The sequence below is a fragment of the Ramlibacter sp. MAHUQ-53 genome (assembly GCF_052600055.1).
On record NZ_JBQWTS010000004.1, the window covers coordinates 192,130 to 205,422 of the forward strand.

Below are 13,293 nucleotides of genomic sequence, written 5' to 3' on the forward strand. Positions count from 1 at the left end.
GTCACGGCGGCTTACGGTGGCATGCGCGGTCATGCTGGGGCGGTCGCAGGCACGCGGCGGAGCCGGTGCCTCAGATACATGCAAAAGCGTGATCGTAACCAGTTGTCCGAGGCCGGTCGGGCCAAGGGCTACTTTGAAGCAACAGTCGTCACCAGCAAGCTACAGGGGAGAACAAGCCCCCATGAATCATGATTAAGAACGTACTATCCGAGAATCTTCCGGCGTAGCCGGCCACCGTCTGCAGCAACTGGCGTGGCTGCGACCCAACGCCGGCGGGACGCCTTCCCCGTATAGACCCTTTGCATGATGCGAGCGCCGAAATACCACGTTTACACTAACCCGGCTTTCGGCGATGATGCCCGCATCGCCAGGCTTCGCCCGGGTGGCCCCGCACACCCCATGACCAGACCGACTGATGGCCGTTGTTGACACCCTCACTGCCGACGCCTCCCAGGTGGCCCTTCCGGGCCTGGCACGGGCACTGATCTCGGCCGGCAAGCTGGGGCAGAAGTCGGCCGAGGACCTCTACGGCAAGGCGCTGGCCAACCGCACCAGCTTCATCGCCGAGCTCACCGGCTCCGGCGCGGTGTCGCCCGCCGACCTGGCCCACACGATGTCCGCCGCCTACGGCGCGCCCCTGCTGGACCTGGACGCCATCGACACCCAGCGCCTGCCCAAGGGCATCCTCGATACCAAGACCTGCCAGTCCTTCCGCGTGGTGGTCCTGGCCAAGCGCAACAACCGGCTGACGGTGGCCACGGCCGACCCGTCCGACCAGCAGGCCGCCGAAAAGATCAAGTTCGCCACCCAGATGGGGGTCGACTGGATCATCGCCGAGTACGACAAGCTCACGCGCATGGTGGAGGCCAACGCCACCACCGCCGCGGAGGCGATGGACAACCTCATCGGCGAGGACTTCCAGTTCGACGAGTCCACGCTCGACTCGGCCATGGCCGACGACGACGACCGCGGCATGAACGCCGAGGTCGATGACGCCCCGGTGGTCAAGTTCCTGCACAAGATGCTGCTGGACGCCATCAGCATGCGCGCGTCGGACATCCACTTCGAACCCTACGAGCACAACTACCGCGTGCGCTTCCGGGTCGACGGCGAACTGCGCGAGATGGCCGCCCCGCCGGTGGCCATCAAGGACAAGCTGGCCTCGCGCATCAAGGTGATCTCGCGCATGGACATCGCCGAAAAGCGGGTCCCGCAGGACGGTCGCATGAAGCTCAAGGTCGGCCCCGAGAAGGTGATCGACTTCCGCGTCAGCACCCTGCCCACCCTCTTCGGCGAGAAGATCGTGATCCGTATCCTGGATTCGTCGGCTGCCAAGATGGGCATCGACGCCCTGGGCTACGAGCCCGAGGAGAAGCAGCGCCTGCTCGACGCGATCCAGCGCCCCTACGGCATGATCCTGGTCACCGGCCCCACCGGTTCGGGCAAGACGGTCTCGCTGTACACCTGCCTGAACCTCCTGAACAAGCCGGGCGTGAACATCGCCACCGCCGAGGACCCGTCGGAAATCGTGCTGCCCGGCGTCAACCAGGTCAACGTCAACGAGCGTGCCGGCCTGACCTTCGCCACCGCCCTGCGCGCCTTCCTGCGCCAGGACCCGGACATCATCATGGTGGGCGAGATCCGCGACCTCGAGACCGCGGACATCGCCATCAAGGCCGCCCAGACCGGCCACCTGGTGCTCTCGACCCTCCACACGAACGACGCGCCCACCACGCTCACGCGCCTGCGCAACATGGGCATCCAGCCGTTCAACATCGCCTCCAGCGTGATCCTGATCTCGGCCCAGCGCCTGGCGCGGCGGCTGTGCGTGAACTGCAAGCAGCCCGCCGAGATCCCGCGCGAGAACCTGATCGAGGCCGGCTTCCGCGAGGAGGAGCTCGACGGCAGCTGGAAGCCCTACCGCGCGGTCGGCTGCAACGCCTGCCTGGGCGGCTACAAGGGCCGCGTGGGCATCTACCAGGTCATGCCGATCAGCGAGGAGATCCAGCAGATCATCCTGCGCGACGGCAACGCGGTGGAGATCGCGCACCAGTCCGAGCTCGAGGGCGTGAAGAGCCTGCGCCAGTCCGGCCTTCAGAAGGTGCGCCTGGGCGTGACCTCGCTCGAGGAAGTCCTGAGCACCACCAACACCTGACCCAGCAAAGAACGAACAGGGAGTCCGCCCGCATGGCCACGGCAGCATCCAGCAAGGTCAACGAATTCGTCTTCGAGTGGGAAGGCCGTGACCGCAATGGCAAGCAGGTGCGCGGAGAGACCCGCGCCGCCGGCGAGAACCAGGTCCAGGCTTCGCTGCGCCGCCAGGGCGTCACGCCCGTGAAGATCCGCAAGCGCCGCCTGGGCCGGGGCCAGCGGATCAAGCCGCGCGACATCGCGATCTTCACCCGCCAGCTGGCCACCATGATGAAGGCCGGCGTGCCGCTGCTGCAGGCCTTCGACATCGTGGGCCGGGGCAACACCAACACCAGCGTCTCGCGCCTGCTGGCCGAGATCCGCACCGACGTGGAGACCGGCACGTCGCTGTCGGCCGCCTTCCGCAAGCACCCGCTGTATTTCAGCAGCCTCTACTGCAACCTGGTGGAAGCCGGCGAGGCCGCCGGCATCCTGGAGTCCATCCTGGACCGGCTGGCCACCTACATGGAGAAGATCGAGGGCATCAAGTCCAAGATCCGCTCCGCGCTGATGTACCCGGTGGCGGTGATGGTGGTGGCAGTGGTCGTGGTCTCGGTGATCATGATCTTCGTGGTGCCCGCCTTCCGCGACGTCTTCACCTCCTTCGGCGCCGACCTGCCCGGCCCCACCCGCTTCGTGATCGCCATGAGCGAGGCCTTCGCGGCGTACTGGTGGATCATCTTCGGCACCCTGGGCGCGGGCCTCTACTTCTTCCTTCAGGCCTGGCGACGCAGCGAGCGCGTGCAGCACACGATCGACCGCCTCGCCCTGAAGATGCCGATCTTCGGCGACCTCGTCTACAAGGCCGTCGTGGCGCGCTGGACCCGCACCCTGTCCACCATGTTCGCCGCCGGCGTGCCGCTGGTGGAGGCCCTGGACTCCGTGGGCGGCGCCTCCGGCAACTCGGTCTACGTGGCCGCCACCGAGCGGATCCAGCAGGAGGTGGCCACCGGCACCAGCCTGACGACTGCCATGACCAATTCCAAGGTGTTTCCCTCGATGGTGCTGCAGATGTCCGCCATCGGCGAGGAATCCGGCGCCCTGGACCACATGCTCTCCAAGGCCGCCGACTTCTACGAGGCCGAGGTCGACGACATGGTCGCCGGCCTGTCCAGCCTGATGGAACCCATCATCATCGTCATGCTGGGCACCATCATCGGCGGCATCGTGATCGCCATGTACCTGCCGATCTTCAAGCTGGGACAGGTCGTCTGATGCTCGTGTCCCCCGCCGCGGACGTCGCCCTCGCCGCCGTCCTCGGGTTGCTGATCGGCAGCTTCCTGAACGTCGTCATCCATCGGCTGCCGCGCATGCTCGAGCGGCAGTGGGACGCCGAGTGCGCCCACCACCTCGGCCAGCCCGCGCCCGAGCAGCCTGCCTACAACCTGCTGCGCCCGGCCTCCGCCTGCCCGCACTGCGGCCACGCGATCCGCTGGTGGGAGAACATCCCGGTGGCCAGCTGGCTCGCCCTGCGCGGGCGCTGCTCGGCCTGCGGCAAGGGCATCAGCGCGCGCTACCCGCTGGTGGAAGCCGCCACTGCGGCGCTGTTCGCCTTCAGCGCCTGGCAGTGGGGCATCACGCCGGCCGGCGCGGCCTGGGCCGCCTTCTGCGCCGCCCTGCTGGCCCTGGCCCTGATCGACTGGGACACCACCCTGCTGCCCGACGACATCACCCTGCCCCTGGCCTGGGGCGGCCTCATCGCCGCGGCCCTGGGCTGGAGCGGCACGCCGCTGCCCGACGCGCTGTGGGGCGCGGTGGCCGGCTACCTCTCGCTGTGGTCTGTCTACCAGGGCTTCAAGCTGCTCACCGGCAAGGAGGGCATGGGCTTCGGCGACTTCAAGCTGTTCGCCGCCCTGGGCGCCTGGTTCGGCTGGGCCGCGCTGATCCCGCTGATCCTCGTCGCCTCGGTGCTGGGTGCCGTCATCGGCATCGCCATGAAGCTCGGCGGCAACCTGCGCGAAGGCGGCTACGTGCCCTTCGGGCCCTTCCTCGCCTTCGCCGGCCTGGTGGCCCTGGTGCTGGGCCCGGCCCGCATCCTCGGGATGCTCGGGCTGTGAGCGCGCCGATGCAGCGCATCGGGCTGACCGGGGGCATCGGCAGCGGCAAGAGCACCGTCCTGGAGACCCTGCAGGCGCTGGGCGCCGCAACCGCCGACGCCGATGCCATCGCACGCGGCGTCACCGCCGCCGGGGGCGCGGCCATCCCGGCCATCCGCGAGCGCTTCGGCGCCGGCTTCATCGCCGCCGACGGCAGCATGGACCGCGCCCGCATGCGTGCCCACGCTTTCGCCGAGCCGGCCGCGCGGCGCGAACTCGAAGCCATCATCCATCCGCTGGTGTCCGCCGCCATCCGCGAGCGCGAGGCCCTGGCCCGCGCCGAGGGCCGGGCCTGCCTGGTGTTCGACATTCCCCTGCTGGTGGAGTCCGGCCGCTGGCGCGCGCAGCTCGATCGCGTGCTGGTGGTCGACTGCCGGCCCGAGACTCAGGTCGCGCGCGTGATGGCCCGCAGCGGGCTGGCCCGCGAGGAGGTGCAGGCCATCATCGACGCGCAGGCGCCGCGCCGCCTGCGCCTGGCGGCGGCCGACGTGGTCGTCTTCAATGAGGGACTGTCGCTCGCGCAACTGGCACAGACCGTGACGCAGGCGGCCCGGGGCTTCGGGCTATGATCGCACTGCCGTGATCCTTTACGAATACCCGCTCAACGAGCGCATCCGCACCTACCTGCGCCTGGAACACCTCTTCCGCCGCCTGGCCCTGCTGGTGCCCCGCGAGCACCCGATGGACCACCACTTCGCGCTGGCCACCCTCTTCGAAATCATCGACGTCGCCGCCCGCGCCGATCTCAAGTCCGACGTCATGAAGGACCTGGAGCGGCAGAAGACCACCCTCGCCGGCTACCGGGGCAACCCCGCCATCGCCGAGGCCGTCCTGGACCATGTCATCGGCCGCCTCGACGCCTGCTTCGAGGCCATGAACAACCAGCCCGGCAAGGCCGGCCAGGCCCTGACCGACAACGAGTGGCTGATGGGCATCCGCAGCCGCATCGCCATCCCGGGCGGCACCTGCGAATTCGACCTGCCGGGCTACCACGCGTGGCAGCAGATGGACGCGGCCCGCCGCCGCGCCGACCTCGGCCGCTGGGCGTCCACGCTGGCGCCGCTGGCCGAGTCGCTGCAGATGCTGATGCAGCTGCTGCGGGACTCCGGCGCGCCGCAGAAGGTGCTGGCCACCGCCGGCCAGCTGCAGCAGAACCTGCCGCAGGGCCGCAGCTTCCAGCTGCTGCGCCTGCGCATCGACCCGGCCCTGAACCTGGTGCCCGAGATCAGTGCCAACCGCCTGCTGGTGTCCGTGCGCCTGATGAAGCACGAACCGGCCGAGCGCCTGCAGGCCAGCACCGAGGACACGGCCTTCGAGCTGACCCTGTGCGCCTGAGGCCGCACGCCTTCCGACCCGATTGCCATGACCGCGAAGAAAGCCGCCGACCCGGCCGCCCGCATCGTGCCCTGCCCGCAATGCGGCGGCGACAGCGTGTACGCGCCCTCCAATCCCTACCGCCCGTTCTGCAGCGAGCGCTGCAAGCAGATCGACCTCGGCGCCTGGGCCAGCGAGAGCTTCCGCGTCGAGAGCGAGGCCCCGCCGGACGACCAGCCCTACGGCGACCCGCGGCTGCAGTGAGCGGCTGGCGCAGGCTCAGGCCTGCGGCGGGTGCGTGGGCCCGGTGAAGCCCCGCTCCTGCGCGAACCAGGCCAGCACCGGCACCGTGCCCGGAAGCACCGGCTGGCTGCGCACCGGCAGCGTCTCCCAGGCGAAGGACTGGCCCTCGTGCATGTGGAGCTCACCGTCCCAGTCGTAGACCTTGCAGAAGTGCAGCCGCACCAGGGCGTGCGGGTAGTCCACGACCTCCACCTTCCACGGGTGCGCCGGGCCGATCGTCACGCCGATCTCCTCGACCAGCTCGCGCCGCAGCGCCTGTTCCACGGTCTCGCCCGCCTCGAGCTTGCCGCCCGGGAATTCCCAGTAGCCGGCGTAGACCTTGCCCGGCGGGCGCGAGGTCAGGAGGAACCGGCCGTCCGGGCGAATGAGCACGCCCACGGCCACCTCGACCGGCGGCCGGTCGGCCCCACCCTCACGCGGGCGGTCGCCATCGGCCACCAGCACGGGGGTGGTCACGCCAGCGCTCACGCGTGGCGGCCCGCGTAGTCGCGGGCGAACTGGTAGGCCACCCGGCCCGAGCGCGAGCCGCGCTCCAGGGCCCACACCAGCGCCTCGGGCCGCGCGGCCTCGATGCGGTCAGGCGTGACACCGAAGGAAGCGAGCCACTGGGCGACGATGGTGAGGTACTCGTCCTGGCTGAACGGGTAGAAGCTGACCCACAGGCCGAAGCGTTCGGACAGCGAGATCTTCTCCTCCACCGCCTCGCCGGGATGGACCTCGCCGTCCTCGGTATGGGTGTAGGAGAGGTTCTCCTTCATGTACTCGGGCAGCAGGTGGCGGCGGTTGCTGGTGGCGTAGATCAGCACGTTGGGCGTGGAGGCCGCCACCGAGCCGTCGAGGATGGACTTGAGCGCCTTGTAGCCGGCCTCGCCGTCCTCGAAGCTCAGGTCGTCGCAGAAGACGATGAATTTCTCGGGGCGGTCGGCGACCACGTCGATGATGTCCGGCAGGTCGGTGAGATCGGCCTTGTCGACCTCGATCAGGCGCAGGCCCTGGTCCTTGTAGGCGTTCAGGCAGGCCTTGATCAGGGAGCTCTTGCCGGTGCCGCGCGCGCCCGTGAGCAGCACGTTGTTGGCGGGCTGGCCCTTCACGAACTGCTCGGTGTTGCGCTGGATCCTCTCCTTCTGGCCATCGATCTCCTGCAGGTCGCCCAGCGCGATGGTGGCCACGTGGCGCACGGCCTCCAGGCTGCCGTGGCCGCTGGAGCGCTTGCGGTAGCGGAAGGCGATGCCGGCCTTCCAGTCGGGGGCCGACAGGGGCTGGGGCAGGACGGATTCGATGCGCGAGATCAGGTGCTCGGCGCGAATGAGGAAGGATTCGAGGCGGTCGCTCATGAACGGTAATCGGCGTTGATGGTCACGTAGTCGTGGCTGAAGTCGCAGGTCCACACGGTGTCGGCGGCGGCGCCGCGGCCCAGGCCCACGCGCACGGTGATCTCGCTTTGCTTCATCACGCGCTGGCCGTCCTCCTCGCGGTAGGCCGGGTTGCGGCCGCCGCCGACGGCCACGTGCACGTCGTCGAGGAACAGGTCGATCTTCGTCTGGTCCAGGTCCTCGATGCCGGCATAGCCGACGGCGGCGAGGATGCGGCCCAGGTTGGGGTCGCTGGCGAAGAAGGCGGTCTTGACCAGCGGCGAATGGGCGATGGCGTAGGCCACCTGGCGGCACTCCTCGCCGGTTCTGCCGCCCTCGACGCGCACGGTGATGAACTTGGTCGCGCCCTCGCCGTCACGCACGATGGCCTGCGCCAGCAGGCGGGCCACCTCCAGCATCGCCTCGCGCAGGGCGCGGCCGGCGGGGCTGTCCAGGTCGGTGATGACCGGGTTGCCAGCCTTGCCGGTGGCGATGACGATGAACGAGTCGTTGGTGGAGGTGTCGCCGTCCACCGTGACGCGGTTGAACGAGCCCTCGGCCAGCTCCAGGGCCAGCTGCTTCATCAGGCCCGGCGCCACCGCGGCATCGGTCGCCAGGTAGCCGAGCATGGTGGCCATGTTCGGGCGGATCATGCCGGCGCCCTTGCTGATGCCGGTGACGGTGACGGCCCGGCCGTCGAGGGTGCCCCGGCGGCTGAAGCCCTTGGGCACCGTGTCCGTGGTCATGATGCCCTCGGCTGCGCGGGCCCAGTGGTCCTCCTTCGCATCGGCCAGGGCGGCGGGCAGGCCGGCCTGGATGCGGTCCACCGGCAGCGGCTCCATGATCACGCCGGTCGAGAACGGCAGCACCTGCGCCGGGGCGATCCCGAGCAGGCCGGCCAGCGCGACGCAGGTCGAGCGGGCGCGGGCCAGGCCGTCCTCGCCGGTGCCGGCGTTGGCATTGCCGGTGTTGATCACGATGGCGCGGATGCCATCGCCCGCGGCCAGGTGCTCGCGGCACACCTGCACGGGCGCGGCGCAGAAGCGGTTCTTCGTGAACACGCCGCCGACCGCGGCGCCCGGCTCGAGCAGCATGACGGTCAGGTCCTTGCGGCCTTGCTTGCGCACGCCCGCTTCGGCGACGCCGATGCGCAGGCCGGGCACGGGCAGGAGGTCTTGCGCGCGCGGCGCGGACAGGTTCACGGGCATGGAGGCTTCCTCTGGAAGGAGAAGAAAGGGACAGGAAAAGGAAGAGGGAAAGGAGCGGGGCGCCGTCTCAGTTCTGCGCCCAGGGCAGCCCGCGGAAGCGCCAGCCGCCGACCGTACTGCGGTGGGCCTGGCCATCGGGGTTGCCCTCGAAGCCCTCGAGGATGTTGTAGGCCTGCAGCCCGAGTTCCGTCGCGCGGCGCGCCGCGGCGATGGAGCGCACGCCGCTGCGGCACAGGAGCAGCGCCTTCTTGCCGGCCGGCACGGCCGCCTGCAGCTGCGCGTCGAACGCGGGGTTGAGGGCCATGCCGGGCCACTGCTTCCAGGCGACATGGGCCGCGCCGGGCACGTAGCCCACCCACTCCAGCTCGGCGCCGGTGCGGATGTCGACGAGGACCGCATCGCCCGCCTGCCACCATGCGAAGGCGGTCTGCGGCGAGATGTCGCCGGCATAGCCGTCGGCAGGAAGGATGGAGTCGGCAGAGGCAGTCATGACCCCGATTTTGCCAGCGCGGCAAGTCACGCCTGCGACAGGGGAATCGCCCCGCCGCGGGCGCGTGCGAGCACCTGCACGGGGCGTGCATTTCCTCATGGGTTTTCCCTTGCGTGAAAACCCTCTTTTGAGAGCTCCGCCGTTGGCCGAGAGTGACGGTGTCCTATCCGTGAAACACAGAGAGTCAGAGGAGACACCCATGACCGAACCCAAGACCCCCCGCCGCCGCAGCCTGCTCAAGGGCGCCGCGGTTGCCGCCGGCGCCGCCGGCGGCATGGCTGCCCCGATGATCGCCGTCGCGCAGACCACGACCCTGCGCTTCCAGAGCACCTGGCCGGCCAAGGACATCTTCCACGAGTACGCCAACGACTTCGCGAAGAAGGTCAATGACATGGCGGGCAACCGCCTGAAGATCGAGGTCCTGCCGGCCGGCGCCGTGGTGCCGGCGTTCCAGCTGCTCGACGCCGTGAACAAGGGCACGCTGGACGGCGGCCATGGCGTGGTGGCCTACCACTACGGCAAGAACACGGCCCTGGCGCTGTGGGGTTCGGGCCCGGCCTTCGGCATGGACCCCAACATGGTGCTGGCCTGGCACTACTACGGCGGCGGCAAGGCCATGCTGGAGGAGATCTACAAGAGCCTCAACATCGACGTGGTGTCCTTCCTGTACGGCCCCATGCCCACCCAGCCCCTGGGCTGGTTCAAGAAGCCGATCGCCAACGTCGAACAGCTCAAGGGCCTGAAGTACCGCACGGTCGGCCTGGCGGTGGACGTGTTCAAGGAACTCGGCGCTGCCGTGAACCCGCTGCCCGGCGGCGAGATCGTGCCGGCGCTGGACCGCGGCCTGCTGGACGCGGCCGAGTTCAACAACGCCTCCTCCGACCGCGTGCTGGGCTTCCCCGACGTGGCCAAGAACTGCATGCTGCAGAGCTTCCACCAGAGCGGCGAGCAGTTCGAGATCCTGTTCAACAAGGGCAAGTACGACGGCCTGCCGTCCGAACTGAAGTCCATCATCGATTACGCCGTGCAGGCAGCCAGCGCGGACATGAGCTGGAAGGCCATCCACCGCAACTCGCAGGACTACAACGAGCTGAAGACCAAGGACAAGGTCAACTTCTACAAGACGCCCGACAGCATCCTGCGTGCCCAGCTCGACGCCTGGGACAAGGTGACCAACGAGAAATCCAAGGAGAACCCGCTGTTCAAGAAGGTGATGGACTCGCAGCGCGCCTTCGCCCAGCGCGCAGGCTCCTGGCAGAACGACTACATGGTCGACTTCAAGATGGCCTGGAACCGCTATTTCCGCCAGCCTGCCAAGAAGGCCTGATGACGCACGCATGACAAGGGGCTGCCGGTCACCGGCGGCCCCTTTTCGCATGGGTCCATTTCCGAGGGAGTAAGAGTGAAAGATTTGCTGATGGCGGTGGACAAGGCGTCCACCCGCCTGGGTCAGGCCTTCGCCTGGCTCATCGTCCTGCTGACGTGCCTGATCTCGTGGGAGGTCTTTTCCCGGTACGTCCTCAACAACCCGCATGACTGGGCGCTCGACGCCCAGATCATGATGTACGGCACGCTGTTCATGCTTGCGGGCGCGTACACCCTGGCCAAGAACGGCCATGTACGCGGTGACGTGCTCTATGGCTTCTTCCTGCCGCGCACGCAGGCCTGGGTCGACCTGGTGCTCTACGTGCTGTTCTTCCTGCCCGGCATCGTCGCCCTGACCTGGGCCGGCTGGAGCTTCGCGCAGGACTCGCTGGCGATCCGCGAAAGCACTTTCTCGGCCACGCCGCTGCCGCTGTACCCCTTCAAGTTCATGATCCCGGTCGCCGGGCTGATCCTGCTGCTGCAGGGCCTGGTGGAGATCGTGCGCTGCGTGCAATGCATCCAGGCCGGTGAATGGCCCTCGCGCGAGGAGGATGTCGAAGAGGTCGACGTCGAGAAACTCAAGGAGATGGTCAAGGCCGAGGGGGGTGCACGATGATCAGCAAGATCCGCAAGGAGCTCTGGTTCGGCTTCTCCCTGATGGCGCTCATCATCGCGGGCACCGCGGTGATGCTGGTGTCCGCCGACACCATCACCCGGGGCCACATGGGCCTGATGATGCTGGCGCTGGTCGTCGTGGCCATCATGCTCGGCTTTCCCACCGCGTTCACGCTCATGGGCATGGGCATGATCTTCACCTGGCTCGCCTACGACCGGGACACAGGCAAGACGCTCACGCTGATGGTGCAGTCGGCCTTCAAGGTCATGGGCAACGACGTCCTGATCTCGATCCCGCTGTTCGTCTTCATGGGATACCTGGTCGAGCGGGCCAACCTGATCGACAAGCTGTTCCGCAGCCTGCACCTCGCCCTGGCGCGGGTGCCCGGCTCGCTGGCGGTGGCCACGCTCTTCACCTGCGCGGTGTTCGCCACGGCCACCGGCATCGTCGGCGCCGTCGTCACGCTGATGGGCCTGCTGGCGCTGCCGCAGATGCTCAAGGGAGGCTATGACATCAAGGTCTCGGCGGGCGCCATCACCGCCGGCGGCTGCCTGGGCATCCTGATCCCGCCCTCGGTCATGCTGATCGTCTATGGCGCGACCGCGGGCGTGTCGGTGGTGCAGCTGTATGCCGGCGCCTTCTTCCCGGGCCTGATGCTGGCCGGCCTGTATGTCCTGTACGTCGTCATCCTGGCGAAGATCAAGCCCGCGCTGATGCCCCCGCTCTCCGCCGAGCAGCGCTTCGTGCCGCTGCCGCCGGTGCTCGACCGGATTTCGCAGGGCGTCTCGAAACTGGCCCTGCCCGGCCTGCTGCGTGGCGGCTCCGTGGCGGCCGGCCAGGGCGCCTACCTGCGCAAGCAGCTGGCGGTGACCCTGCTGCCGCTCGCCGTGTTCCTGCTGTTCGCCCTGGTGTCCTGGCACCTGAACACGCGGCCGTCCGAACAGGCGGTGAGCGAGATGCCCGTGGCCGCAGCCAATGGCGGCGTCGCCGAGCCGGCCGGTGCGGCGGGTGGCGTGCAGGAGCCCCCCGGGGCCTCCGGCGGGGTGTCCGAACCGCCCGGGGCAAGCACGCTGCGTGAGCCCGCCGGCGCCTCCGGCGGCCTGTCCGAGCCCCCGGGCGCGTCGTCGGGCGTGAGCGAACCGCCTGGCGCCGACGCTGGCGTCAAGGAGCCGCCCGGCGCCGGCGGCGGGGTGATGGAGCCCCCGGGCGCCGATGGCGGCGTGAAGGAACCCGCAGGCGCGACCGCCTCGGTGCAGGAGCCGCCCGCGGCCTCCGGCGCCTCGGGGGCCACCCCCGCCAAGCTCGAACGCACGCCCGCCACGCGCGGCTTCTGGATCGGCCTGGGGGTCGGCGCGGTGGCCCTGGCGGCCTTCTACGGCCTGCTCACCTTCCAGCGGCTGGAGATCTTCAAGATGCTCCTGTCCAGCTTCTTCCCGCTGGTGGTCCTGATCCTCGCGGTGCTGGGCTCCATCGTGATGGGCCTGGCCACGCCGACCGAGGCGGCCGCCGTGGGTGCCTTCGGCGGCTACCTGCTGGCGGCGATTTACGCCGTCATCGCCAAGCGCAAGGAGGGGCGAGGACGCGTCTTCGGGCTGTGGCTGCTGCTGTGGGCACCCGCCCTGGCCGCGATCGGCTGGTTCATCCTGCATGACGAAGGCCTGGTGGCCGCGCGCGTACCGAGCCTGCTCGGGACCGCCGGCGCCATCGGCGTGGCGGCCTGGCTCCTGGTCGCCTACCGCCAGTCCGGCCTGCAGTCCGAGGTGAAGGAGTCGGTGCTCCTGACCGCCAAGACCAGCGCCATGGTGTGCTGGCTCTTCGTGGGCAGCGCCATCTTCTCCGCCGCCTTCGCCCTGCTGGGTGGGCAGGAGCTGGTGGAGAAGTGGGTGATGTCGATGAACCTCACCAAGACCCAGTTCCTGATCCTGTCGCAGGTGATCATCTTCATCCTGGGCTGGCCGCTGGAGTGGACCGAGATCATCGTGATCTTCATGCCGATCTTCATCCCCCTGCTGGACAACTTCGGTGTCGACCCGCTGTTCTTCGGCCTGCTGGTCGCCCTGAACCTGCAGACCGCCTTCCTCAGCCCCCCGGTGGCGATGGCGGCCTTCTACCTCAAGGGCGTGAGCCCGCCGCATGTCACCCTGAACCAGATCTTCGCGGGCATGCTGCCCTTCATGGGGATCCAGGTCCTCGCGATCTTCATGCTGTACATCTTCCCGGAGATCGGGATGTGGCTGCCGCAGGTGCTGTACGGGCGCTGAGGCCCGCCGCCAACGGCCCAAGGGCGCCCTGCGGGGCGCCCTTTTCACTGGTACGGCCCGTCCGTAGTTGACGTTAACGTAAACGTCAATTATCGTCA

The 13,293-nt window shown here is 68.8% G+C and carries 13 protein-coding genes; 9 read left to right on the plus strand and 4 right to left on the minus strand.

The window, feature by feature from the left end; all coding sequences use genetic code 11:
• Positions 1-415 precede the first annotated feature (415 nt).
• Genes pilB through ACT80S_RS08425 form a run of 6 tightly spaced genes read left to right on the plus strand, consistent with a single transcriptional unit; the run spans position 416 to position 5,864 of the window.
• Positions 416-2,155 (plus strand): type IV-A pilus assembly ATPase PilB, encoded by a 1,740-nt coding sequence (gene pilB / locus ACT80S_RS08400; protein WP_377415023.1) that lies wholly within the window; start codon positions 416-418, stop codon positions 2,153-2,155.
• Between the two features lie 32 nt (positions 2,156-2,187).
• The gene (locus ACT80S_RS08405) at positions 2,188-3,405 is read left to right on the plus strand and encodes a type II secretion system F family protein (RefSeq protein ID WP_377415025.1); all 1,218 of its coding nucleotides are present in this window, start codon (positions 2,188-2,190) and stop codon (positions 3,403-3,405) included.
• The gene (locus ACT80S_RS08410) at positions 3,405-4,247 is read left to right on the plus strand and encodes a prepilin peptidase (protein WP_377415027.1); all 843 of its coding nucleotides are present in this window, start codon (positions 3,405-3,407) and stop codon (positions 4,245-4,247) included. Before ACT80S_RS08405 ends, ACT80S_RS08410 begins: the two co-directional genes overlap by 1 nt.
• An 8-nt stretch (positions 4,248-4,255) precedes the next feature.
• On the plus strand, positions 4,256-4,855 hold the full coding sequence (gene coaE, locus ACT80S_RS08415; protein WP_377415251.1) for a dephospho-CoA kinase: 600 nt from the start codon (positions 4,256-4,258) through the stop codon (positions 4,853-4,855).
• A 10-nt stretch (positions 4,856-4,865) separates the two neighbouring features.
• A complete protein-coding gene (gene zapD / locus ACT80S_RS08420) occupies positions 4,866-5,621 on the plus strand; it encodes a cell division protein ZapD (RefSeq protein WP_377415029.1) in 756 nt (251 codons plus the stop codon).
• Positions 5,622-5,648: 27 nt separating this feature from the next.
• Positions 5,649-5,864: a DNA gyrase inhibitor YacG gene (locus ACT80S_RS08425; RefSeq protein WP_377415031.1), complete on the plus strand. Its 216-nt coding sequence runs from the start codon at positions 5,649-5,651 to the stop codon at positions 5,862-5,864.
• Between the two features lie 15 nt (positions 5,865-5,879).
• Here the strand turns inward: ACT80S_RS08425 and ACT80S_RS08430 are convergent, their stop codons facing one another.
• From ACT80S_RS08430 to ACT80S_RS08445, 4 genes are all read right to left on the minus strand, one after another.
• The gene (locus tag ACT80S_RS08430; RefSeq protein ID WP_377415033.1) at positions 5,880-6,359 is read right to left on the minus strand and encodes an NUDIX domain-containing protein; all 480 of its coding nucleotides are present in this window, start codon (positions 6,357-6,359) and stop codon (positions 5,880-5,882) included.
• A gap of 8 nt (positions 6,360-6,367) precedes the next feature.
• The gene (locus ACT80S_RS08435; RefSeq protein ID WP_377415035.1) at positions 6,368-7,237 is read right to left on the minus strand and encodes an ATP-binding protein; all 870 of its coding nucleotides are present in this window, start codon (positions 7,235-7,237) and stop codon (positions 6,368-6,370) included.
• Positions 7,234-8,463, minus strand: coding sequence for a bifunctional glutamate N-acetyltransferase/amino-acid acetyltransferase ArgJ (gene argJ / locus ACT80S_RS08440; protein WP_377415038.1), 1,230 nt, complete (start codon positions 8,461-8,463; stop codon positions 7,234-7,236). The genes ACT80S_RS08435 and argJ overlap by 4 nt, the downstream gene beginning before the upstream one ends.
• A gap of 67 nt (positions 8,464-8,530) precedes the next feature.
• On the minus strand, positions 8,531-8,953 hold the full coding sequence (locus tag ACT80S_RS08445) for a rhodanese-like domain-containing protein (RefSeq protein WP_377415040.1): 423 nt from the start codon (positions 8,951-8,953) through the stop codon (positions 8,531-8,533).
• A 199-nt stretch (positions 8,954-9,152) separates the two neighbouring features.
• Between ACT80S_RS08445 and ACT80S_RS08450 the strand changes: the two genes are divergently transcribed.
• The 3 genes from ACT80S_RS08450 to ACT80S_RS08460 all read left to right on the plus strand — a co-directional run bounded on the left by ACT80S_RS08450 (position 9,153) and on the right by ACT80S_RS08460 (position 13,195).
• Positions 9,153-10,280 (plus strand): TRAP transporter substrate-binding protein, encoded by a 1,128-nt coding sequence (locus ACT80S_RS08450; protein ID WP_377415042.1) that lies wholly within the window; start codon positions 9,153-9,155, stop codon positions 10,278-10,280.
• 75 nt (positions 10,281-10,355) lie between these two features.
• Positions 10,356-10,934 (plus strand): TRAP transporter small permease subunit, encoded by a 579-nt coding sequence (locus ACT80S_RS08455; protein ID WP_377415044.1) that lies wholly within the window; start codon positions 10,356-10,358, stop codon positions 10,932-10,934.
• Entirely contained in the window at positions 10,931-13,195 is a 2,265-nt protein-coding gene (locus ACT80S_RS08460) for a TRAP transporter large permease subunit (protein ID WP_377415046.1), read from the plus strand. Before ACT80S_RS08455 ends, ACT80S_RS08460 begins: the two co-directional genes overlap by 4 nt.
• The last annotated feature ends 98 nt before the right edge of the window (positions 13,196-13,293 follow it).

Excerpts from the sequence above, each read along its gene's own strand:
- pilB (WP_377415023.1), top strand. The coding sequence starts at position 416 with ATGGCCGTTGTTGACACCCTCACTGCCGACGCCTCCCAGGTGGCCCTT.
- ACT80S_RS08405 (WP_377415025.1), top strand. The coding sequence starts at position 2,188 with ATGGCCACGGCAGCATCCAGCAAGGTCAACGAATTCGTCTTCGAGTGG.
- ACT80S_RS08410 (WP_377415027.1), top strand. The coding sequence starts at position 3,405 with ATGCTCGTGTCCCCCGCCGCGGACGTCGCCCTCGCCGCCGTCCTCGGG.
- coaE (WP_377415251.1), top strand. The coding sequence starts at position 4,256 with ATGCAGCGCATCGGGCTGACCGGGGGCATCGGCAGCGGCAAGAGCACC.
- ACT80S_RS08425 (WP_377415031.1), top strand. The coding sequence starts at position 5,649 with ATGACCGCGAAGAAAGCCGCCGACCCGGCCGCCCGCATCGTGCCCTGC.
- ACT80S_RS08435 (WP_377415035.1), bottom strand. The coding sequence starts at position 7,237 with ATGAGCGACCGCCTCGAATCCTTCCTCATTCGCGCCGAGCACCTGATC.
- argJ (WP_377415038.1), bottom strand. The coding sequence starts at position 8,463 with ATGCCCGTGAACCTGTCCGCGCCGCGCGCGCAAGACCTCCTGCCCGTG.
- ACT80S_RS08445 (WP_377415040.1), bottom strand. The coding sequence starts at position 8,953 with ATGACTGCCTCTGCCGACTCCATCCTTCCTGCCGACGGCTATGCCGGC.
- ACT80S_RS08450 (WP_377415042.1), top strand. The coding sequence starts at position 9,153 with ATGACCGAACCCAAGACCCCCCGCCGCCGCAGCCTGCTCAAGGGCGCC.
- ACT80S_RS08460 (WP_377415046.1), top strand. The coding sequence starts at position 10,931 with ATGATCAGCAAGATCCGCAAGGAGCTCTGGTTCGGCTTCTCCCTGATG.